The organism is Dactylosporangium sp. NBC_01737, assembly GCF_035963215.1.
Lineage (GTDB): Bacteria > Actinomycetota > Actinomycetes > Mycobacteriales > Micromonosporaceae > Dactylosporangium.
The window spans coordinates 13,574,460-13,594,641 of the sequence record NZ_CP109153.1; the positions used below are offsets into that span (position 1 = coordinate 13,574,460).

Genomic DNA, 20,182 nt, shown 5'->3' on the forward strand with positions numbered 1-20,182 from the left:
TTATGGCACAAGGGGCGATACGGCACCTACGGACGGTATCTTCCCTCATCAGGTGGATGATCGCCACCTATTGTCTACAATCCGTCGCCTTGATTGCCCTTAAAGTCTGGAGTCGCAATCAGTAATCACAATCACGTAGTCGCCAGTGAGTGATTGAAGCAGGCTCCGTCACTTGATCATGCCTCTTCTCGGTACAGGAGCCTTCCCCGGCGGCGTCGGCAACACGTGGGGTGACAAGGCGAACTTCGAGTCGCTGATCAACGACGTGACGACGAAGATCTTCGACCGGTTCCCGGACGAGACCGAGTTCCACCCAGGGCACGGCAAGGACTCGACGCTGGGTGCGGAGCGGCCCTCGCTGCCGGAGTGGCGCGCCAGGGGCTGGTAGGCAGCCGGTCCTGCCACACCCGGCTCTGCGGCACTCAGGCGTACAGCGCTTCCGCCGGTCCGAAGAATTCGAAGTTGATACGTTCGTCGGGCACGTCCAGGGCGCGCAAGCCGATCGCGAGCATGCGCATGAAGCCGCGGGGGCCACAGAAGTAGAAGTGGGCGTCGGCGACCGGAACGGCGCCCTTGAGCCAATCCATCGTGACCCTGCCGGGCAGGTCGTAGTCCCGGCCGAGCACGTCCTCGGGTGCGGGGTGCTCGTAGAACACGACCGGGTGGATCGGTCCGTTCGCGGTGGCGAGGTCGCGGACGTGCTGTTTCATCGCGTGCTGGCGACCGCCGAGTGCGGCGTGCACGTACCACGTCTCGGGTGGTGTCCCGCGGCCGACCAGATGCTCCAGCATGGAAACCATCGGCGTGAGACCGACGCCACCACTGAGCAGGACCAACGGTCGGCGGGACGCCTCGTCGAGGAAGAAGTCGCCGGCCGGCGCGCTGACCTGGATCACGTCGCCCGGACCCACCTCCTCGTGCAGATAACTGGACGCCATGCCGGGTGGTGCGTACGGCGCGTCCTCCGGAGGATCTTCCCGCTTCACCGAAATGCGGTAGTGGTCACGACCGGGTGCGCAGGAGACGCTGTAGTTGCGTACGACGGACTCCTGGCCAGGGACATTGAGCCGGACTGTCAGGTATTGCCCCGGCCGGAACGTCATCACCGGGCCGGAGTCGCACGGGCGCAGGTAGAAGGATTTGATGACATCGCTTTCCGGAACGACCCGGTCGACGGTGAAGTCCCGCCAGCCCACCCAACCGCCGGGCGTACGGGCATTCCGGTCGTAGATTTCACGCTCCCGGCGCATCAGGGTGTCGGCGAGGAAGTCGTACGCCTGCGTCCACGCCGCGATCACCTCATCGGTGGCTGCTTGTCCGAGCACGTCTTTCAACGCGCCGATCAACGCCCGGCCGACGTAGGGGTACTGCTCGGACTGGATGTTGAGGCTGGTGTGTTTCTGCGCGATCCGCTCGATCATCGGTCCACACTCGTCGAGACGGTCGATGTTGTCCGCGTACGCGTGGACCGCCCCGGCCAGCGACCGTGGCTGGCTGCCCGACTGCCCGTGGTGGGACTGGTTGAACAGCCTTTTGATCTCCTCGTCCTGGAACAGGATCTCGTACATCCGCCTGGAGATCTCCAGCCCCCGCTCCCTCAGGATCGGCGCGGTCGCCTTGACCGTGCGCACCGTTCGTGGGCTGAGCACGGAACCGGTCATCGCGCATCGCTACCCGCTCCAGCGGAGGCAATGCGAGACCCCGCAGTCAGCCGGTACCGGCTGCCGGACCCGACGGTGATCTACCCGGGACACGGCAAGGACTCGACGCTGGGCACGGAGCGCCCGTCGATCCCGGAGTGGCGCGCCAGGGGCTGGTAGTCGTCGGCTCAGGACTCCCGACCTGATTCCCAACTTCCTGGCGTGGGCCGACACGCCTCCGGCGATTACGCTCGATGCTGAGGGGGTGATCTCTATGCCCAGATTCCTAATCCAAGGGACCTTCACGCTCGACGGGCTTCGCGGACTGCTCAAGGAAGGCGGCAGCGGGCGCGTCGAGGCAGTCCGGAAGATGGCCGAAAGCGTGGGCGGGCGACTTGAGTCGTTCGACTTCTGCTTCGGCGACAACGACACACATGTGATCTGCGAACTGCCGGACAACAAGGCCGCCGCGGCCGTCGCTCTCACGGTTGGTTCATCTGGTGGAGCCACCACCAAGACCGTAGCGCTGCTGACCCCGGAGGAGGTCGACCAAGCGGTTCAGCAGAGCGTCGACTACCGCGCGCCGGGCGCCTGATCCGGCCACCGGCCGGCCAGCCCGGTCGCGTTCATGACCTCCATATCCCCTATGTCCCCATCGATGCACTCGACGCAGACCATCGGGAGCACGCCGACGGAGTGATCGGCTCGCTCGGCGACCTCCGGCGCAGCGACCGAGGTCCAGGCGGTCATGACCGCTCTTGGCACGCACCGCTCGGCCGGTGCCGTCGGCCTGCTCCTCGCCGCGACCGCCGAGCTGCATGACCTCGCACTGGTGCGCTACGACCACGACTTCGACGAAGTCGTCAAGGCAACGAGCCAGCCGGCGGTATGGGCTGCGGCGCCGTGTTCCATCACGTGAACCGATGGTCCCAGCCACGCGCGACTTCCCCGGCGGCGTCGGCAACACGTGGGGTGACAACGCGAAATCAACGACGTGTCGGCGAAGCTCTTCGACCGGCTCCCGGACGAGACCGAATTTCGCCCCGGCCACGGCAAGGACTCGACGCTGGGCGAGGAGCGGCCGTTGCTGCCGGAAAGGCGGGGGCGCGCGGCTGGTAGCTGCAGCGGTCTACCGTTGAGTAGACTCAACGGTATGAGCACCACGACCATCAAGGTCGACTCCAAGGTCCGCGACCGGCTCGCCGTCTTGGCGCACGAGCGTGGGACCACCATGGGCGCGCTCCTGGCCGAGGCGACCGAAACGCTTGAGCGGCAGGCGTTCTTCGCGCGCGCCCAGGAACAGCTGACGAGACTCCGCGACGAGGATCCGGACGCGTGGGCAGCCGATCGGGCCGAGTCGCGGTCGTGGCAGGCGGGCACTGACCGGGACACGCTGAGCAACGACGATCCAGCCGGATGGTGGGAGTGACCACCGTTCGCACCGGGGAGATCTGGCTTGCCGAACTTGATCCGACCGTAGGTCACGAGCAGGGCGGCCGCCGCCCGGTTGTGGTGGTGTCGTCGAACGGGCTTCACGCACTGCCGATCAACATGATCGTGGTGGTGCCGTTGACCAGCCACGACCGGGGGCTGGTGACACAACCGCGGATCTCCGGCGAACAGTCGGGACTTCGCCAGGCCAGCTTCGCCAGGCCCGAAGACATTCGCGCCGTGGACGTGGGCCGCCTGCAGCGCCGCCTTGGTCAGGTGAGCGACGAAGACCTCGCCGAGATCCGCAAGGTGATGCGGTACTTCCTGGACCTCTGACACCTGTTGCCCGCCAAGCGACGCCGCCGTTCCCCGGCGGCGTCGGCAACACCTGGGGTGACAAGGCGAACTTCGAGTCGCTGATCAACGACGTGTCGACGAAGCTCTTCAACCGGTTCCCGGACGAGACCGAGTTCCACCCCGGCCACGGCAAGGACTCGACGCTGGGCGCGGAACGGCCGTCGCTGCCGAGTGGCGCGCCAGAGGCTGGTGAGGCAGGCCGTCGCTACCGCCAGAGCGTGTCGAGCGGCAGGACGAGGGTCCCTTCATCATGTACGTACGCGAACGCGCCTGTGTACAGCACAACGGCGGCGAGCAGCCGGGTGCCGAGCTTCGCCCGCAATGCCCTGATGCCGCGCAGGTCATGACCGTCCACCCGGGTGCCTGCTTTGATTTCGAACGCGATGACGTCTCCGTCGTCGCGCTCCAGCACCAGGTCGACCTCGTCGGCGGCAGGCGTGCGGAAATGCCCGATCGCGACCGGCGCGTCCCACCAGCTCACCTGCTTCAGAATTTCGCCGACGGCAAACGTCTCGACAACATGTCCGTAATCGGTGAGTACCGCAGGATCCGACTTGGCGATCCTCTCGGGGGACAATCCCAGGAGCCAGGCCATGACGCCCGTATCGACCAGGTGCAACTTGGGCTGACGCGCCACCCGTGATCCCAACGTGGTCCCCCATGCCGGCAGGCGTTGCACGAGGAACACCGCCTCCAGCAGCCGCAGATAGTTCTCGGCACTGCTTTTCTCCATACCGACCGCTTCCGCGGTCGCGGCGATGTTCAGCAGTTGGCCGGACCTGGCGGCAAGCTGGTTCAGCAAGCGTGGAAGCATCTCACGCTGCCGGACGCGGCTCAGTTCGATCACGTCGCGTTCGATGACGAGCTCGAGGTAATTGCTGAACCATCGCGAGCGGGAACGGCCGGGAGGACGTCGCAGGGCGACAGGCATCCCACCTGACGTCACGCGTCGCGCATACTCATCCCGGCTCGTCGGCGACTGCTCGGTCGTGGCCGCAGGGTGTTCGCCACTCAGGAGCCGGTGCACGAGGGGCTCCATTGAGGAGCCGTCGATCTCGGACTGCGCCAGCGGCAACACGTCGAGGATGTCGACCCGGCCGGTCAATGACTGCCCGGCCTGCGGCAGGGTCGAATATCGGGTGGAGCCGGCAAGCACGAACCGCCCTGGGCTCAAGTTCCGGTTGAGTTCCGCTTTGATCGCATCCAGCAACTCAGGAACATGCTGGAACTCGTCGATGAACACCGGGCCAGGGCCGGACACGAAGCGCCCAGGGTCGTTACGAACGGCGGCACGCGTCGCTGGGTCGTCGCAGTCGATGACGGCCCGGCCCACACGCCTCGCCAGGACGCTCAGCAGGGTGCTCTTGCCGACCGTCCTGGGACCGTTCAAGACGACGGTCGGTTCCTCGTCCATACGATCGGCGAGGACTCCCGTCAAACGGCGTTCAGCCAGGCCGGTCAGCGCTCCATCCACGCACCAAGCGTGGCTCATCTTCCGTGTCTGAGCAACTTAGATTCCGTAATTTCCGCACTCAGATTCCGTATCTGCAGTCGCTGACACCTGGCCGGAAGCGGTCGGGTGTGGGCGAGGATCGCCAAGAGATTCGGAAATGCGCAGTTGACCCCATCGACTACGAGAACTGCGCCGGAGACCATGCGGGCACGCCGGCGATGACGCGACGGCATGCCCCGGCCGCTGCGGTATGGGCAGCACCGGAACCACTGCTGCCCATGTCACATAAATGCGATCTTGGTGATGCCGTTGGCCGTTGGGTGCGCAGTGGCCGGCCAGATGACCACGGATTGGGCGGCTCAGTGTCCACGGATCGCGTGATTGCGGCGTACTGGGCCCGTGGTTGATCTCCTTCCCGGCATGCACAGGTGCTTGTCGACGAAGCGCTCGCCGGCACGCGAGTGGTGCTGGTGAACGGTGCCCGGCAGGCGGGAAAGAGCACGCTGACCCGCTTGGCAACGGCGTCGAGGTGGACGCGGTGATCGAGGCACCTGACGGTCGCGTGATCGGTGTCGAGGTCGAGGCTGGTGCGACGGTCAGGGCCGAGGACCTGACGGGTCTGCGGAGTCTGGCGAACGCGCTCGGCGAACGGTTCGTCGCCGGATGGGTGCGTGGCTCGGCGGCGACGCCGTCAGTATGTGGCCGACAGCGGGATCCCGGCGGTTGCGGCACGGGCCAGTGCCTCGTCCGCCAGGTCCGGCGTGAGCGCCAGGAATCCCGGGGTGTCGCCGTTTTGGAGCAGGAGCAGGCGATCGGGCAACGCGGCGGCCAGTGCCTCGGCGACCGACCACACAGCGCGCCCTTCGTCGCCGGCCAGGGGGCCGCCGGTCACCTCGGGGTGGTCCAGCGCTGCCCAGCCGGCCCGCAGGCCGGCGAAGCCGGGCACCGTCCGCGCGACCGTCCGGTCGCCGGTCGGCAGGATGCGCAGGCCGCCGATCGCGTCGGCGGTCTCCGTCCGCGTCGCGCGCCAATCCACGCCGGCGATCGCGGATGCCTGGCCGAGCGCGTCGTACAGCAGATCGCGCGGGCCTGGACCAGCGCCGTCCACGAGGCGGCGGCGTCGCGGCCCGGGTCGAGCAGCCCCCGGCCGGCCCGGGCCAGCAGCGCGCCGCCGTCGAGCACGGCGAACAGTTCGGCCAGCCGGTACACCGCCGGGCCGGTCCAGGCGTAGGTGTCCAGCGCACGGGCGAACGGATCCCAGTCCAGCGTGAGCGTCGCAGCGGGCGCCGCCACGCGCACCAGGTCCTCGATGCCGCGTTCCAGCCCGGTGGAGTACCGGGCCGCGCCCCGCACGATCAGCGGGTCCGCGTGGCACCCGGACAGCCAGCCGGCGCCCGCCCGGTGAGCGTCGGCGAGCGGGTGGTCGACGCCGTGCCGGGCGAAGGCGGCCGCCACCGCCCCCAGCGCCCGCGCCGCCGACGGGCCGACGTCCGTGACTGTCACGGACAGCAGGAGATCCGCCATCCCGGCATCCAAGCACGGCGGCGGGATAGAAGGCAGTTGCGCCGGACGATAGATTGCCGCGATGACTGTGCCGGCGAAGCCCGTGTACCTACTGGACTTCATGCCCGACGACTGGCGTGAGGCGGTCACGCCGTACGTCGACGCCGCCGTCGTGGCAGCGCTGTCCTCGTTCGTCGTCGAGCAGTACCAGTCGGCGGTGGTGTATCCGCGGAAGCAGGACATCTTCGCGGCGTACCGGTTGTGCCCGCTCGCGGCCACCCGGGTCCTCATCCTCGGACAGGATCCCTACATCAAGCCCGGGCAGGCCCACGGGCTCAGTTTCAGTGTGCCGCCGGGTGTACCGGCGCCGCCGTCCTTGCGCAACGTGTACCAGGAGATGCGCGACGACCTGGGAGTCGATCCGCCGCCGTCCGGCGACCTGACCGCCTGGTGCCGGCAGGGGGTGATGCTGCTCAACGCGGTGCTGACCGTCCGCGCCGGCGCCCCGAACTCGCACAAGGGGCAGGGCTGGGAGAACATCACCGACGCCACCATCCGGGCGCTGAACGACAAGGCGGAGCGGGTGGTGTTCGTGCTGTGGGGCGCGGCGGCGAAGGCGAAGTCGCCGCTCATCACCAACGACCGGCACGTCGTGCTGCGGGCGGGCCATCCCAGCCCGATGAACCCGACCGGGTTCCTCGGCAGCCGGCCGTTCAGCCGGATCAACGCGGCGCTCACGGCGACCGGGACCTTGCCGGTCCGCTGGTCCCCGGCGATGCCGAGACACTGACAGGCGCTTGCGGTCACGCGGTGAGGCTCGGGGGTACCGGCAGATCGAGCGCTTCGAGCAGGGCCGCGAGCTTGTGGTCGAGCTCGATGCCGACGGCGGCGATGTCCGGCCTGCCGAACGACGCGAACTGCAGGCTGGGCTGCTCCGCCGAGAACACGACCGGACCGCCCGGCACCTGCGAAATGACCGTGCGCAGCGGGGCGTACAGCATCGCGACCGGGTCGTGGCGGAACATCCGCTCGGCGATCGTGTGGTTGCCCATGAGGTAGGCGACGCACCGGGAGGTGTCGCCGGCGGCGCGCATGATGGCGTCGGCCGCGATCCTCCAGTAGATCAGGAACCCGTGCCGGGCGACGTCGTCGGTCAGGTCGAGGACCGCCTGCCATCCGGCGTCGCCGGCCACCAGCTGCTCGATGTGGGCGGCGGGGTAGACGGGGACGGCGGCCTCATACCGGGCGACGGTGTCGTCGAACGAACCCTCTGCCTCGACGGCCAGCCGCCGCGCCGCCCAGTCCACCGCGACGGTGTGCGATCCGGCCATCGGCTGCCTCCAACCATGCTCAGGTGTGCCGCCCGCTGCGGGCGCCGGGTGCGGGACGGCTCTACCCGCGCCGACGGGCACGGAACCCACGCCGTCGGACGGCTTCCCGGATACTGCTGTGGTGCGAGGGGTGGCGGAGGTACGGCAACGGCTGCGGCATGTGCGGTGGGTCGGTGGGGGCAGCGGCGGGGGGAAGTCGACGCTCGCGCGGCGGCTGGCGGGTGAATACGGGTGGCGGGTGTACGCGACCGACGACGTGATGGCGGAGCACGGAAGGCGCAGCACGGCGCTGGACAGCCCGTTCCTGGCGGCGTTCGCGGCGATGGACATGGACGAGCGGTGGGTGTCGCGGTCGCCGGAGGTCATGCTCGAGACGTTCCACTGGTACCGGGGTGAGGGGTTCGGGCTGATCGTCGAGGATCTCCTGCGGCTGCCGGACACGACCGGGGTGATCGTCGAGGGGTTCAGGTTGCTGCCCCGGCTCGTGCGGCCGTTGCTGGCCGAACCGGGCAACGCCGTGTGGTTGTTGCCGACGCCGGGGTTTCGGCGGGCGGCGTTCGAGCGGCGGGGGTCGTTGTGGCACATCGCGGGCAGGACCAGCGATCCGGAGACGGCGCTGCGGAACCTGCTGCGGCGGGACCTGCTGTTCACGCGGCGCCTCGCGGCGGAGGTGCGGGAGCTGGGGCTGCAAGGCATCGAGGTCGACGCCACGGTGACCGAGGACGACCTCACGAATCGGGTCGGCGCGGCGTTCACCCGGCAAGGGCTACCGGAGCAGTGGCCGGCAACGCCTTAGGCTGGAACGCATGCGGATCCTGATCGTCGGTGGCACACGGTTCGTGGGGCGGCACATCACCGAGGCGGCGATCGCCGCGGGGCATGAGGTGACGCTGCTGCACCGGGGGCAGACCGGGGGTGACCTGTTCCCGGCGGCCACGCATCTGCTCGCCGACCGCAACGCGCTGCCCGACGGGCTGCTGGCGGGCGAGTGGGACGCGACCATCGACGTCAGCGGTTACCTGCCGCGGCAGGTGGACGGGCTCGCCGACGCGCTCGGCGGGCGGGGCGGGCGCTACGTGTACATCTCCAGCGTGTCGGCGTACGCCGTGCCGGCCGGGCCGGGGTTCAGCGAGGACTCGCCGCTGCTGGAGCTCGACGACCCGGACGTCGAGGAGGTCACCGACGCGACGTACGGGCCGCTGAAGGTCGCGTGCGAGCGGGTCGCGGAGCAGCGGTTCGGCACGTCGACGCTGATCGTGCGGCCGACCTACGTGGTGGGGCCGCACGATCACCTGTCGCGGTTCACGTTCTGGGTCGAGCGGGTCGCCCGCGGCGGGGAGGTCCTGGCGCCCGGGCCGCGCGACGCCGCGATCCAGGTCATCGACGCCCGTGACATGGCGGACTGGACGATCCGGCTGCTCGGCCGGCCCGGCGGGGGCGTGTTCCACGCCGTCAGCCCGGCGCCGCCGTTCTCGTTCGCGGACCTGCTGGAGGCGATGGTCGCCGAGGTCGGGCCGCCCGGGACGACGCTGACGTGGGTCGACGCGGACTTCCTCGGCGAGCGTGGGCTCACCGACGAGAGCCTGCCGCTGTGGTCCGCGTTCGACCCGACGGCGGGCCTGAACGCGGCCGACCCGGCGGCGGCGTTCGCGGCGGGACTGTCACCGCGGCCGCTGCGGCAGACGGTGCGCGAGACGTACGAGGACGCGCTGCGCCACCCGCTGCCGCCGCCCGCGGCGCGGCTGACCGCCGAGCAGGAGACCAGCCTCCTCGCCGAATGGCACCGGCGCTGAGGTCCCGGACGCAGCGCACGGGTCAGGTCAGGGGCACGGTCAGGTCAGGGGCACGGTCAGGCGGCGGTACCGCGGACCGCCAGGGCCCGTGCGAGCAAAGGGATCGAACCGTCCGCGGCCCGTGGGAGGCGCTCGCGGAGCAGGTCGCGCAGCGTCGCGCGGTGCTCCTCCGACAATGACGCGACATAGCCCGGGGCCGGGCCCGTGCCGCCGAGGAACGGTGTCCAGTAGTCGTCGAAGTCGACGAAGACCGCGGTCGTGTCGATCGGGCGGGTCGTGACGCCGGACAGGCCCGCCGCCGACCACAGGCCGCTGAGCGCGCCGGTGGAGCAGATGGAGAAGCGGCGGCCCTCGTCCAGGGCGGCGGCGGCCGGGTCGAGGCTGGTCGCGGCGTCCCAGAAGTGGCGCATCATGGCCATGCCGTCGGCGTAGTCCCACACGTACGCGGCGACGAGACCGCCGGGCGCGACAGCCCTGGCGAACTCGGCGACGGCCGTGGCCGGCTCGGGCACGAAGTTGAGGGTGAGCCCGCTGACGACGACGTCGGCGGACGCGTCCGGGACCGGAAGCGCGCGGGCGTCCCCGGCAATGAACCGGGCTGCGAACCGGGCAGCGGACCGGTCTGTGAGCCTGGATCGCGCCAAGGCGAGGAACGCCTCCGACGCATCGACGCCGGTCACCTCCGCGGGCGCCGCGGCGGCCAGGACGGTCCCCGTGAGGGCGCCCGTGCCGCAGCCGACGTCGAGCCAGCGCCGGCCCGGCGGCACGGCCAGCCAGTCCAGGAACCTGGCCGCGACGGGACGGCTCCACCGGCCGACGTACGCCTCGTAGGCGTCGCCCCTGGCCCAGACCTCATTCGCCATGCCGCCACCGTAGGCTGCGCCGACAACCGCCAGGGCGATGGATCGGTGGGTGGTGCTGCCGCGGCCTTCGGGACGCTGCACTTCGCCGAGCTGGTGGCGACCCCGCGCGGGGCTGCGGTGGATGCTGCGGGTCAGGCAGGCCGGCGGACCGGGGCGGCTCCGGCGCGACGGGCGTCGATGCGGACCGGTGACCGTGCCGAACTTCTCCGCGCGATGCTGCCATAATCCTCCGATGGGTAGCCGGCCGAGCCTCGCACAGGTGGCGGCGCTGTCGGGTGTTTCGGTCAAGACGGCGTCGCGGGCGTTGAGCGGCGAGGGGTATGTCGCGGTCGAGACCAAGGCGCGGGTGCAGAACGCCGCCGACGAGCTCGGCTACCGGCTGAACCGGACCGCACGGGAGCTGCGCCGCGGCGGCAACACCTCGACGCTCGTCGGGTTGCTCAGCGGTGACCTGGCCAACCCGTTCTACTCGCGGCTCGCCAGCGGCCTGGAGCGGGAGCTGCGCATGCACGGGCTGCAGCTGATCACCGCCAGCACCGACGAGAACCCGGAGTGGGAGCGCCGGCTCACGGACTCGTTGCTGGAGCGCAGGGTCCGGGGGCTCGTCGTCGCCTCGACGATGGCGGAGCACGGGCACCTGGCGGCGGAGCGGCGGCACGGGAGCCCGTTCGTGTTCGTGGACCGGCCGCCGGTGGACCTGACCGCGGACGCGGTGCTGCTGGACAACCGGGGTGGCGCGAAGCGGGCCGCCGAGCACCTGCTCGAACGCGGCCACCGGCGGATCGGGATCGTCGGGGACCTGTCCCGGTTGAGCACGCACCAGGACCGCGTCGAGGGGTTCGCCGAGGCGATGGAGGCGGCGGGCGTCGCCGACTGGCGCGACTACCTGCTCGAGGACGCGCACGACGTCGACAAGGCCGAGCGGGCGGTCCTCGCGCTGCTGGCCAGGGACCCGGCACCGACGGCGTTGTTCACCACCAACAACCGGATCACGACCGGCGCGCTGCGGGCGAGGGTGCACAGCGGCAGGGACACGGCGCTGATCGGCTTCGACGAGCTGGACCTCGGCGACGTGCTCGGGGTCAGCGTCATCGCGCACGACCCGGAGGAGATGGGCCGGCACGCCGCGCGGCTGCTGCTGGCCCGGCTCGACGGCGACGACGGGCCCGCGCGGCGGGTCGTGCTGCCGACCCGGCTGATCGAACGGTCCACCACCGCGCCCGCCTGAACACGCCGCGCCCGCCTGAACACGCCGCGCCCGCTTGAACGCCGCGCTTGCTTGAACACCGCGCTTGCTTGAACACACCGCCCGCTTGATCACGCCGCCCCGCGGAAAGTTTCGCGGGCCACGCCGTGCTGCGGGGACCGGCGCGTCCAGCGGGACAAGATCAATCGACCGCCGACTATAGGATTGCGGCGTCCGATGAGATCTTGAGCGGGGAGGACCTCATGCACAGACGCACACTGTTCGCGGGTGTCGCCGGCGTCGCCGCGGCGATCGCCCTTCCGGGCGGCACGGCAGCCGCCGGCCGGGGGACAACCGGCCGCGGGACAGCGTTTCCCGAGGTGATCGGCCTGCCCGACGGGTGGCAGGCGGAGGGGATCGCGACCGGCCGGGGCACGACGTTCTACGTCGGGTCGCTCGCCCACGGCGGCATCTACCGGGGCAGCCTCGCGACCGGGAAGGGCTCGACCTTCGTCGAAGGCACCGCCGGGAAGCAGGCGGTCGGGCTCGAGTACGACCAGCGGGGCCGGCTGTGGGCGGCCACCGGGAGCGGCGCCACCGTCTACGACGGCGACAGCGGCCGGGTCCTCGCCGAGTACGCGCTCGGCGGGAGCTTCGTCAACGACGTCGTCGTCACCGGACGGGCGGCGTACTTCACCGACTCGTACCAGCCGGTGCTGTACGAGGTGCCCCTCGACCAGGCGGGCAGGCTGCCCGGGCAGGCGGCGGTCCGCACGATCGCGCTGCCCGGCGGGCTCGGCGAGGCCGACGGGTTCAACAACGGGATCGAGGCCACCCCGGACGGGCGGCTGCTCATCGTGCAGATGCTCGCCGACCGGCTGTTCGCGTTCGACCCCCGCAGCGGGGTGGCGGCACAGGTCGACCTCGGCGGCGCGAGCGTGCTGCAGGGCGACGGGCTGCTGCGGCGCGGCGCGCACCTGTACGTGGTGCGCAACTTCTTCAACGTCATCGCCAAGTTCCGGCTCGGGCCCGGCCTGCGCTCCGCGACCCTGGTCAAGGAGATCACGCATCCGAGGTTCGACATCCCGGCGACCGTGGCCGGGTTCGGCGGGTCGCTGTACGCGGTGAACGGCCGCTTCAACCTGCCCGCGCCCGCGCCGACGGACACCTACTCGGTCGTCCGGGTGCCGGCCTGACCGTCCGCCGTGCTCACGGCGGCCTGGTAGCGGGCCGCGAGGTCGCGCAGCAGGTCACGCAGCTCGGGCGGGTCCAGCACGGTGAAGCCGAAGCCGATCGAGCCCAGGAACCCTGCCAGGTCGATGAGCTTGTCGGCGCCGGTTTCCAGCTCGCAGGTGGCGTCGCCGGTCGGGGTGAGCAGCCCGGCCGTCGACGCCAGCCGGGCCGTCACGTCCGCGATCGGCGCGTGCAACCGGATCCGGGCCGGGACCCGCCACGCCGCCGACGCGACACCCCGCAGCACGTGGGCGACCGCGTCGCCGCCGGGTGGCTCGCGGGGCGCGAATCTGGGCCCCGTCGGGGCGTGCAGCGACACCAGGTCGGCGCGGAACGTGCGCCAGTCGGCCCGGTCGACGTCCCAGGCGAGCAGATACCAGCGCCGGCCGGTGTAGACGAGGCGGTGCGGCTCGGCCCGGCGCCGCCGGTCCTTGTAGTCGAAGCTGATCCGCTCGTGGTCGCGGGTCGCCGCGGCCAGGGCGGTCAGCAGCGACGCGTCGACCGTCGGGCCTCCCCCGGCCGCCGAGACGGTCGCCGAACGCAGCGCGTCCACGCGCCGGCGCAGCCGTGGCGGGAGCGTCTGCTCCAGCTTGATCAGCGCCCGCAGCGCCGGGTCCTCCAGGCCCGTGACCGACCCGGCGGCCGCTGCGCGCAGGCCCACGGCGACCGCGACCGCCTCCTCGTCGTCGAGCAGCAGCGGCGGCATCGCGGCACCGGCGCCGAGGCGGTAGCCGCCGGTCGTGCCGGTGCTGGAGTCGATGTGGTACCCCAGGCTGCGCAGCCGTTCGACGTCGTTGCGCACGGTGCGGGTGGTGACGGCGAGCCGGTCGGCGAGGGCCGCACCGGACCAGTCGCGGCGGCTCTGCAGCAACGACAGCAGCCGCAGCAGCCGCGCCGAGGTCTCCAACATGCGCCGAAGTCTGCCAGGTATTGAGGAACGAATCTTTCCGCAACGGCCGATAGCGTCGTACCCATGACACAGAGCAGCGCACACACGTTCCGGGGATTCGCCACGCTCAGCTTCTTCGCCGCCGACCACGAGGCCGCCAAGCGCTGGTACGCGGACCTGTTCGGGCTCGAGCCCTACTTCGAGCGGCCCGGCTACGCCGAGTTCCGCATCGGCGACGACGAGGACGAGATCGGCATCATCGACAGCCGGTACGCGCCGCACGACACGTCGGTCTCGCCGGCCGGTGCGTTCATGTACTGGCACGTCGACGACCTGGAAGGCACCCTGGCGCGGCTCACGTCGATGGGTGCCACGCCGCTGCAGCCGATCACCGAGCGTGGGCACGGCTTCGTGACGGCCGCCGTCACCGACCCGTTCGGCAACATCGTCGGCATCATGCACAACCCCCATTACCTGGAGATCGTGAACGCCTGATGGAACCGATCCTGTTCACCGACACGACAGCGTTCGAGACCTGGCTCATGTCGTACCACGCGAACACCAGCGAAATCTGGATCCTGGTCGGCAAGAAGGGCAGCGGGGTTGCCAGCCTCTCCGTGCAGGAGGCCCTCGACGTGGCACTGTGCTTCGGGTGGATCGACGGGCAGCGCAAGGGTTTCGACGATCGGCATTTCCTGCAGCGGTACGTGCCGCGCCGCCCCCGCAGTACCTGGTCGCAGGTGAACGTGGCGAAGGCCGAGGCGCTGACGGCGGCAGGCAGGATGCGGCCCGCGGGGCTGGCCGAGGTCGCGAAGGCGCAGGCGGACGGGCGGTGGGCGGCGGCGTACCCGTCGCAGCGCACCGCGACCGTCCCGCCCTGCCTCGCCGAGGCGCTCGCCGGCTCCGGGCGTGCGCAGGCGGCGTTCGACGCGCTGGCCGCGACCGAGCGGTACCTGCTGATCCTGCAGCTGCACAAGCTTCGCACCGAAGCCGGCCGGGCGGCTCGGGTGAAGGCCATCCTCAAACAGCTGGAGGCATGAGACGGTGGTCGGGTGGCCCTGCGGAGCATCTCGGACATCGACTTCCATGCGTTGACCGACCGCCAGTTCCATCCCTCGCCGGCGGCATGGGAGGACGAGGTCCTGTACTTCCTGCTCGTCGACCGCTTCTCCGACGGCCGGGAGGCCTCCTACCGCGACAATGACGGAGCCCTGGTGGCCGCGCCCGGCGGCACGCCGCCGCTGCGGCCCGGTGACCACGGCAACGCCGTCGGCACCGAGGACGACGCGGCGGCATGGCGGGCCGCCGGGGGCGGCTGGGTCGGCGGCACGCTCACCGGGCTGCGGACCAAGCTCGGCTACCTGCGCCGCCTCGGCGTCACCGCCGTCTGGGTCAGCCCGATCCTGCACCAGGTGCCGGACGCCGGGTCGTACCACGGCTACGGCACCCACGACTTCCTCGCCGTCGACCCGCACTTCGGCACCGGCGAGGACCTGCGCGACCTGGTCGCCGACGCGCACCGGCTCGGCATCCGGGTCGTGCTGGACGTGGTGCTCAACCACGCCGGCGACGTCTTCGCCTACGAACCCGACGTCGTGCCCGACTGGAACGGGCAGCCGTACCCGGTCCGCGGGTTCCGGGACATCCCGGGTGGTGCCGTGCGCCCCGTCGAGCTGCAACGCGACGGCACGTTCACCGGCAAGGGACGCATCGCCGACTGGGACCGCTTCCCCGAGTACGTGGAGGGGGACTTCGAGACGCTGAAGGACATCCACCTCGGCGCGGGCCCCACCGACGAGTACCGGCCGTCGCCTGCGCTGATCGCGTTGACGCGGGCGTACCAGTACTGGATCGCGTACGCGGACCTCGACGGGTTCCGCGTCGACACGGTCAAGCACATGGATCAGGGGGCGGCCAGGTACTTCGCGTCCGCCGTCCACGAGTTCGCGCAGTCGATCGGCAAGGAACGCTTCTACCTCATCGCCGAGATCACCGGCGACCGGGCGTTCGCCGTACGGACCCTGCAGTCCACCGGCATGGACGCCGCGCTCGGCATCGCCGACGTCCAGGACCGCCTCGAATGGACGGTCAAGGGGGCCCGGAACCCGGCGGAGTACTTCGCGCTGTTCCGCAACTCGCTGCAGGTCGGCGTCGACTCGCACACGTGGTTCCGGGATCGGGTCGTCACCGGGTACGACGACCACGACCAGGTCCGCAAGGGCCAGGCCAAGGCACGCTTCGCCGCCGACGACGCCGGGCAGCGGCTGGCACTCGCGGCGCTCGCGCTCAACGCCACGACCCTCGGCATCCCGTGCGTGTACTACGGCAGCGAGCAGCTGCTCGACGGGCGGGGCGGCAACGACCGGTACATCCGGGAGGCGATGTTCGGCGGGGCCTTCGGGGCGTTCCGCAGCCGCGGGCGGCACACGTTCGACGAGAGCCACCCGGTGTACGTGGAACTGGCGAAGATTCTCGCGCTGCGGCGGCGGGTGCCGGCGTTGCGGCGGGGGCGGCAGTACCTGCGGGAGATCTCCGGCAACGGGTCCGAGTTCGGGCTGCCGCAGTTGCTGGGCGGCGCGGCGCTGCGGTCCGTCGTGCCGTGGTCGCGGATGTTCGCCGACCATGAGGTGCTGCTCGCGATCAACACCGACGTGGCCGAGCCGCGGACCGCGTGGGTGACGGTCGACGACGGGCTGCACGCGGCGGGCGCGACGCTGACCTGCCGCTACTCCACCGATGCGGGCGCGATCGGCCGGACGGTGACCGTGGAGGCACGCAACGGCAAGGCGGTGCTGCTCACGGTGCCGGCGGCGGGGTTCGTCATGTACGACGCCACCGGTTGAGGGATTTGACGTGGCGGTTGTGCACGCTTATGGTCATAGGTGCGGGCGGAGTTGGGCCTGGGATCTTGGGTGAAGCCCCGGATATGGGGTCATGGGTGGCGGTCCGGCGGGCCGATGGGGCTGGCAGCATGGCGGGATGACGACTCTGGGTGCCGTGTTCGTGCCGCAGTTGCCGCCCGAGCGGCTGCGCGCCGTGGTCCGCGCCGCCGATGAGAGCGGGCTGGAAGAGCTGTGGCTGTGGGAGGACTGTTTCCTCGAGAGCGGGATGGCGACCGCGGCGGCGGCGCTCGCGTGGTCGGAGCGGCTGCGGGTCGGGGTGGGGCTGCTGCCGGTCCCGCTGCGCAATGTGGCGCTGACTGGGATGGAGCTGGCGACGCTCTACCGGCTGTTCCCAGGGCGGGCGCTGGTCGGGGTGGGGCATGGGGTGCAGGACTGGATGGGGCAGGTCGGCGCGCGGGCCGAGTCGCCGGTGACGCTGCTGCGTGAGTATGTGACGGCGCTGCGGGGGTTGCTCGGCGGAGAGCGGCTCAACGTGCAGGGCAGGTATGTGCGGCTCGACGGGGTCGCCCTCGACTGGCCGCCCACGGAGGCGTCCGTGGAAGCGGCTGGGACCGGGGCGGCTGGGACTGAGGCTGGGGCTGGGGCTTTGCAGCGTGGGGTGTTGAACCCTGGGGTGCTGGTCGGCGCGGTAGGGCCGAAGACGTTGCGGCTCGCCGGGGAGGTGGCTGACGGGACGATCCTGTCCGGTGGCACCGACGTCGACGGGGTCAGGGCGGCTCGAGGGCTCATCGACGAAGGGCGGCAGGCGGCGGGACGGAGCGGACCGCACCCGGTCGTCGTGTACCTGCACGCCGCGACCGGTGACGGTGCCGCCGAGCGGATGGCGGCGGAGCGGGTCCGGTGGGGGTATCACGACGGGCAGGACGTGTCCGTGGCCGGGGACGCGCACGCCGTCGCCGACGCGGTCAACCGGTGGGCGGACGCGGGCGCGGACACCGTGGTCCTGCAGCCGACCCCCGACGACCCCGACCCGGAAGGGTTCATGCGGTTCGTGGCGGAGCGGGTGCGGCCGCTCGTCGGGTAGGGCGGCGCGCTGGCGTACCGTGGCGGACACCGACGAAACGGAGCACCGATGGCGCCGAATGCCGGCTCGAACCCTGCGCCGGATCCCGGGCCGGACCCGGCTGAGAACCCGGCTGCGAACCCGGCTGAGAACGCTGCTCTGGACGCGGCTGTGAGCCCTGCTGTGGATGCTGCGGGGGGTTCTGGTGCGGGTCAGGTGGGGAATCCGGCGGTTGCGGCGGTCGCGGGGAGTGGGATCGCGTTCCGGGTCGTCGAGCACGGGCCGGTGCGCAGCCTGGCCGAGGCCGCCGCGGTGCGTGGCGTGGCGGTGCCCGACGTCGTCAAGACGATCGTGGTGCGGGTCGGTGACGGGGACTACCGGTTCGTGCTCGTGCCCGGTGACCGGGTCATCTCCTGGCCCAAGCTGCGGGCCCTCCTCGGCGTCAACCGGATGTCGATGCCGGACGCGGCGACCGCGCGGGACGCGACCGGGTACGAGCGCGGGACGATCACCCCGTTCGGCTCGACGACGGCGTGGCCGGTGGTCGCCGACGAACGGATCCTCGGGCGCGAGATCTCGCTCGGCGGGGGGCGGCACGGCGTCGCGCTCGCCGTCGACGCGAGCGCTGCCGTGCAGGCGTTACAGGCGACCGTCGCCGACGTGTCCGAAGCCGAGTCTTCCGGCTGAGCCTCTTGGCTCCGCCCCGTGAGCCGTCGGCTGGGTTGATCGACAAACCCGCTTCCCGGTCGATGCGAGTGGAAAAGTCCGCGCCAATGGCAATTTGCGCAAAATGCCCGGCTTCTGCCGGAACTGTGGGAATGTGGCACTGGCAACCATCATTGCCCGGGTTTCCGGCACACGTGTTCCGGCGGTTCTGCCGCTGGGAGGCACGGCCCAGACCGTGACGGCGCACGCTAAGCGTGCACGCCGCGGGCGGGCCGCCGGGGAGCGCAGGAGAGCCCCGGGCCTAGCGGGGAGTCGCACTGTCCACACATCCGTTACGCCGTCCCGACGGAGCGGCCCGCCGCAGCGTCACCACGGCGAACACACTGAGCGTCAATCTCCGGACCAGCGTCGGCACCGTGCTCTGCGTGGTGCTGTGCACCGTCGCCGGGAGCGGGCCGGCACACGGCTCCCAGGGACATGAGGAGGCGAGCCGCAGCAGCCGGATCAGCACGGACTGGATCAGCACGGACTGGATCAGCACGGCGCCGCCTGCGGGCGTTCGTTCGCTCGCGTACTACCAGGGAACCGCGGTCGACGCGCTCGCCGAACTCCGCGAAGTGCGCGCCGCGAGCAGGAACGCCATGCGGGTCCGGGCCGCGCCGGCGGGTGGCGCGGATCAGCCCGGTGGCGCACCCGAGGCCACACAGGTTCAGGGCGCGGCGAACGTGCCGGCGACCGCCGCGGGGCGGGCGCACACACCACGAAACGGGCCCGACCGGCGCAGCAGGCCGGGCGGCCCCGGCAGGCGACGCCGCGAACGGGTCCGGGCCGGCAGCGCGGGTCGACCCCACGGGCCACGACGGCACGCAAGACGGCGCCACGGGCGGCAACGTCGCGTGCGGCTACATCACGGCCTGCTGCATTACGACCGGCTGCATCACGGCCGGCTGCATCACGGCCGGCTGCATCACGGCCGGGGGTATCGCGGGCGGGCACGTTCGCCGGCGCCGGCGGTGGGTTCAGCGGCGCGGGTGGCGGGGTGGTCGGGTTCGCGCTTGCCCAGGTCGGCAAGGGGTACGGGTTCGGATCCGTCGGGCCCGAACGGTTCGACTGCTCGGGGCTGGTGGCCGCCGCGTACCAGCGGGTCGGAATCTCCCTGCCGCACCAGACCGGGGCCCTGGCGGGGGTCGGGCGGCCGGTCGGGCGCGGTGAGCTGCGCCCCGGGGACCTGGTGTTCCCGTCGGCGGGTCACGTCGGCATCTACATCGGCGGGGGGCGGATCGTGCACGCCTCGACCGAGCGTGGCGGGGTGAAGATCTCGCCGATCTACGCGTTCCGTTTCGCCAGACGGATCGGCTGACCACCGCAGCACTGAGCCGATAACAGTGGTCGCAACGCGGTCCACATCGGACGGTCTACATCGGACAGCAGAGCCTGTCTGATGTGGACCGTTCGGCGTCGGCGCCGGGTCAGGTCGCCAGGCGGAAGTCGGCGAAGTCGAAGCCCGGGGCGACGACGCAGCTGACGAGGACCGGTTCGGCGCCGGTGGGGGTCGCGGCCTGCCAGACGCCGGCGGGGATCAGCACCTGGGGGCGCTGCCCCGCGGCGACGTCACCGCCGAGGAGCGTGGTCGGGCCGTCACCGGGACGGTCGCCGGAGCCGCCGAGGCGCAGGGCGAGCGGGCCGCCCGAGTGCCAGAACCACAGCTCGTCGGAGCGGACCACATGCCAGGCTGACTCCTCGCCCGGGTGCAGCAGGAAGTAGATGGCGGTCGCGGCGTTGCGGGGGCCGTCGTAGCCGTCAGGGGTGAACGTCACCGGCGAGCGCCACGTCTCCCGGAACCAGCCGCCTTCCGGGTGCGGCGCCATGTCGAGCAGCTCCGCGAGCCGAGGTCTCGTCGTCATCCAGTCACCGTAGCGACCAGGCAGGCA

23 protein-coding genes and 4 pseudogenes are annotated in these 20,182 nt (G+C 71.1%); 18 read left to right on the top strand and 9 right to left on the bottom strand.

The genetic code is table 11. The features are described 5' to 3' along the window. Positions 1–190: 190 nt before the first annotated feature. Positions 191–388: pseudogene (locus OHA72_RS62755) on the top strand (MBL fold metallo-hydrolase); the annotation flags it as partial. A 34-nt stretch (positions 389–422) separates the two neighbouring features. Here the strand turns inward: OHA72_RS62755 and hmpA are convergent. Further along, positions 423–1,661, bottom strand: a complete 1,239-nt coding sequence (gene hmpA, locus OHA72_RS62760) for an NO-inducible flavohemoprotein (RefSeq protein ID WP_327005501.1) — start codon at positions 1,659–1,661, stop codon at positions 423–425. Positions 1,662–1,718: 57 nt separating this feature from the next. Here hmpA and OHA72_RS62765 point away from each other — a divergent pair. The 6 genes and pseudogenes from OHA72_RS62765 to OHA72_RS62790 form a co-directional block, all read left to right on the top strand. Continuing rightward, a pseudogene (locus OHA72_RS62765) lies at positions 1,719–1,820 on the top strand (MBL fold metallo-hydrolase); the annotation flags it as partial. Positions 1,821–1,914: 94 nt separating this feature from the next. Beyond that, entirely contained in the window at positions 1,915–2,235 is a 321-nt protein-coding gene (locus OHA72_RS62770; protein ID WP_327011925.1) for a GYD domain-containing protein, read from the top strand. Positions 2,236–2,388: 153 nt separating this feature from the next. Next, entirely contained in the window at positions 2,389–2,559 is a 171-nt protein-coding gene (locus tag OHA72_RS62775; protein ID WP_327005502.1) for a PIN domain-containing protein, read from the top strand. Positions 2,560–2,584: 25 nt separating this feature from the next. Continuing rightward, positions 2,585–2,748, top strand: a pseudogene (locus OHA72_RS62780) (MBL fold metallo-hydrolase); the annotation flags it as partial. 308 nt (positions 2,749–3,056) lie between these two features. After that, a complete protein-coding gene (locus OHA72_RS62785) occupies positions 3,057–3,407 on the top strand; it encodes a type II toxin-antitoxin system PemK/MazF family toxin (protein WP_327005503.1) in 351 nt (116 codons plus the stop codon). A 29-nt stretch (positions 3,408–3,436) separates the two neighbouring features. Next, positions 3,437–3,621, top strand: a pseudogene (locus OHA72_RS62790) (MBL fold metallo-hydrolase); the annotation flags it as partial. Between the two features lie 12 nt (positions 3,622–3,633). Here OHA72_RS62790 and OHA72_RS62795 read toward each other — a convergent pair. From OHA72_RS62795 to OHA72_RS62805, 3 genes are all read right to left on the bottom strand, one after another. Continuing rightward, on the bottom strand, positions 3,634–4,902 hold the full coding sequence (locus OHA72_RS62795) for an ATP-binding protein (RefSeq protein WP_327005504.1): 1,269 nt from the start codon (positions 4,900–4,902) through the stop codon (positions 3,634–3,636). Positions 4,903–5,572: 670 nt separating this feature from the next. Beyond that, the gene (locus OHA72_RS62800) at positions 5,573–5,773 is read right to left on the bottom strand and encodes a hypothetical protein (protein ID WP_327005505.1); all 201 of its coding nucleotides are present in this window, start codon (positions 5,771–5,773) and stop codon (positions 5,573–5,575) included. Next, positions 5,770–6,384, bottom strand: a complete 615-nt coding sequence (locus OHA72_RS62805) for a hypothetical protein (RefSeq protein WP_327005506.1) — start codon at positions 6,382–6,384, stop codon at positions 5,770–5,772. The genes OHA72_RS62800 and OHA72_RS62805 overlap by 4 nt, the downstream gene beginning before the upstream one ends. 82 nt (positions 6,385–6,466) lie before the next feature. On the opposite strand from OHA72_RS62805, the gene OHA72_RS62810 reads away from it, so the two are divergent. Further along, positions 6,467–7,174 carry a uracil-DNA glycosylase gene (locus OHA72_RS62810; protein ID WP_327005507.1) on the top strand — a complete coding sequence of 236 codons (708 nt, stop codon included), beginning with the start codon at positions 6,467–6,469 and terminating at the stop codon, positions 7,172–7,174. Between the two features lie 13 nt (positions 7,175–7,187). Here the strand turns inward: OHA72_RS62810 and OHA72_RS62815 are convergent, their stop codons facing one another. Then, on the bottom strand, positions 7,188–7,715 hold the full coding sequence (locus tag OHA72_RS62815) for a DUF302 domain-containing protein (RefSeq protein ID WP_327005508.1): 528 nt from the start codon (positions 7,713–7,715) through the stop codon (positions 7,188–7,190). A gap of 130 nt (positions 7,716–7,845) precedes the next feature. Between OHA72_RS62815 and OHA72_RS62820 the strand changes: the two genes are divergently transcribed. Further along, positions 7,846–8,511, top strand: coding sequence for a hypothetical protein (locus tag OHA72_RS62820; protein WP_327005509.1), 666 nt, complete (start codon positions 7,846–7,848; stop codon positions 8,509–8,511). A 10-nt stretch (positions 8,512–8,521) separates the two neighbouring features. Then, positions 8,522–9,508 (top strand): NAD-dependent epimerase/dehydratase family protein, encoded by a 987-nt coding sequence (locus OHA72_RS62825; RefSeq protein ID WP_327005510.1) that lies wholly within the window; start codon positions 8,522–8,524, stop codon positions 9,506–9,508. A gap of 56 nt (positions 9,509–9,564) precedes the next feature. Here OHA72_RS62825 and OHA72_RS62830 read toward each other — a convergent pair whose 3' ends face one another. After that, positions 9,565–10,371 carry a class I SAM-dependent methyltransferase gene (locus tag OHA72_RS62830; protein ID WP_327005511.1) on the bottom strand — a complete coding sequence of 269 codons (807 nt, stop codon included), beginning with the start codon at positions 10,369–10,371 and terminating at the stop codon, positions 9,565–9,567. A gap of 232 nt (positions 10,372–10,603) precedes the next feature. On the opposite strand from OHA72_RS62830, the gene OHA72_RS62835 reads away from it, so the two are divergent. After that, positions 10,604–11,599 (top strand): LacI family DNA-binding transcriptional regulator, encoded by a 996-nt coding sequence (locus OHA72_RS62835; RefSeq protein ID WP_327005512.1) that lies wholly within the window; start codon positions 10,604–10,606, stop codon positions 11,597–11,599. Positions 11,600–11,820: 221 nt separating this feature from the next. Then, positions 11,821–12,753 (top strand): SMP-30/gluconolactonase/LRE family protein, encoded by a 933-nt coding sequence (locus tag OHA72_RS62840; protein WP_327005513.1) that lies wholly within the window; start codon positions 11,821–11,823, stop codon positions 12,751–12,753. Here the strand turns inward: OHA72_RS62840 and OHA72_RS62845 are convergent. Then, positions 12,726–13,700: a helix-turn-helix transcriptional regulator gene (locus OHA72_RS62845; RefSeq protein WP_327005514.1), complete on the bottom strand. Its 975-nt coding sequence runs from the start codon at positions 13,698–13,700 to the stop codon at positions 12,726–12,728. The two genes, OHA72_RS62840 and OHA72_RS62845, sit on opposite strands and share 28 nt — an antisense overlap. Before the next feature lie 63 nt (positions 13,701–13,763). Between OHA72_RS62845 and OHA72_RS62850 the strand changes: the two genes are divergently transcribed. From OHA72_RS62850 to OHA72_RS62870, 5 genes are all read left to right on the top strand, one after another. Beyond that, on the top strand, positions 13,764–14,174 hold the full coding sequence (locus OHA72_RS62850) for a VOC family protein (protein WP_327005515.1): 411 nt from the start codon (positions 13,764–13,766) through the stop codon (positions 14,172–14,174). Beyond that, positions 14,174–14,719, top strand: coding sequence for a YdeI/OmpD-associated family protein (locus tag OHA72_RS62855; RefSeq protein ID WP_327005516.1), 546 nt, complete (start codon positions 14,174–14,176; stop codon positions 14,717–14,719). Before OHA72_RS62850 ends, OHA72_RS62855 begins: the two co-directional genes overlap by 1 nt. 12 nt (positions 14,720–14,731) lie before the next feature. After that, positions 14,732–16,522, top strand: a complete 1,791-nt coding sequence (locus OHA72_RS62860; protein WP_327005517.1) for an alpha-amylase family glycosyl hydrolase — start codon at positions 14,732–14,734, stop codon at positions 16,520–16,522. 136 nt (positions 16,523–16,658) lie between these two features. Beyond that, on the top strand, positions 16,659–17,606 hold the full coding sequence (locus OHA72_RS62865) for an LLM class flavin-dependent oxidoreductase (protein ID WP_327005518.1): 948 nt from the start codon (positions 16,659–16,661) through the stop codon (positions 17,604–17,606). Between the two features lie 195 nt (positions 17,607–17,801). After that, on the top strand, positions 17,802–18,272 hold the full coding sequence (locus OHA72_RS62870; RefSeq protein ID WP_327005519.1) for an aminoacyl-tRNA deacylase: 471 nt from the start codon (positions 17,802–17,804) through the stop codon (positions 18,270–18,272). Between the two features lie 280 nt (positions 18,273–18,552). Here OHA72_RS62870 and OHA72_RS62875 read toward each other — a convergent pair whose 3' ends face one another. Next, positions 18,553–18,792 carry a hypothetical protein gene (locus OHA72_RS62875; RefSeq protein ID WP_327005520.1) on the bottom strand — a complete coding sequence of 80 codons (240 nt, stop codon included), beginning with the start codon at positions 18,790–18,792 and terminating at the stop codon, positions 18,553–18,555. Positions 18,793–19,290: 498 nt separating this feature from the next. On the opposite strand from OHA72_RS62875, the gene OHA72_RS62880 reads away from it, so the two are divergent. Next, positions 19,291–19,611: a C40 family peptidase gene (locus OHA72_RS62880; protein WP_327005521.1), complete on the top strand. Its 321-nt coding sequence runs from the start codon at positions 19,291–19,293 to the stop codon at positions 19,609–19,611. Positions 19,612–19,720: 109 nt separating this feature from the next. Here the strand turns inward: OHA72_RS62880 and OHA72_RS62885 are convergent, their stop codons facing one another. Continuing rightward, the gene (locus tag OHA72_RS62885) at positions 19,721–20,155 is read right to left on the bottom strand and encodes a cupin domain-containing protein (RefSeq protein ID WP_327005522.1); all 435 of its coding nucleotides are present in this window, start codon (positions 20,153–20,155) and stop codon (positions 19,721–19,723) included. Between the last annotated feature and the right edge of the window lie 27 nt (positions 20,156–20,182).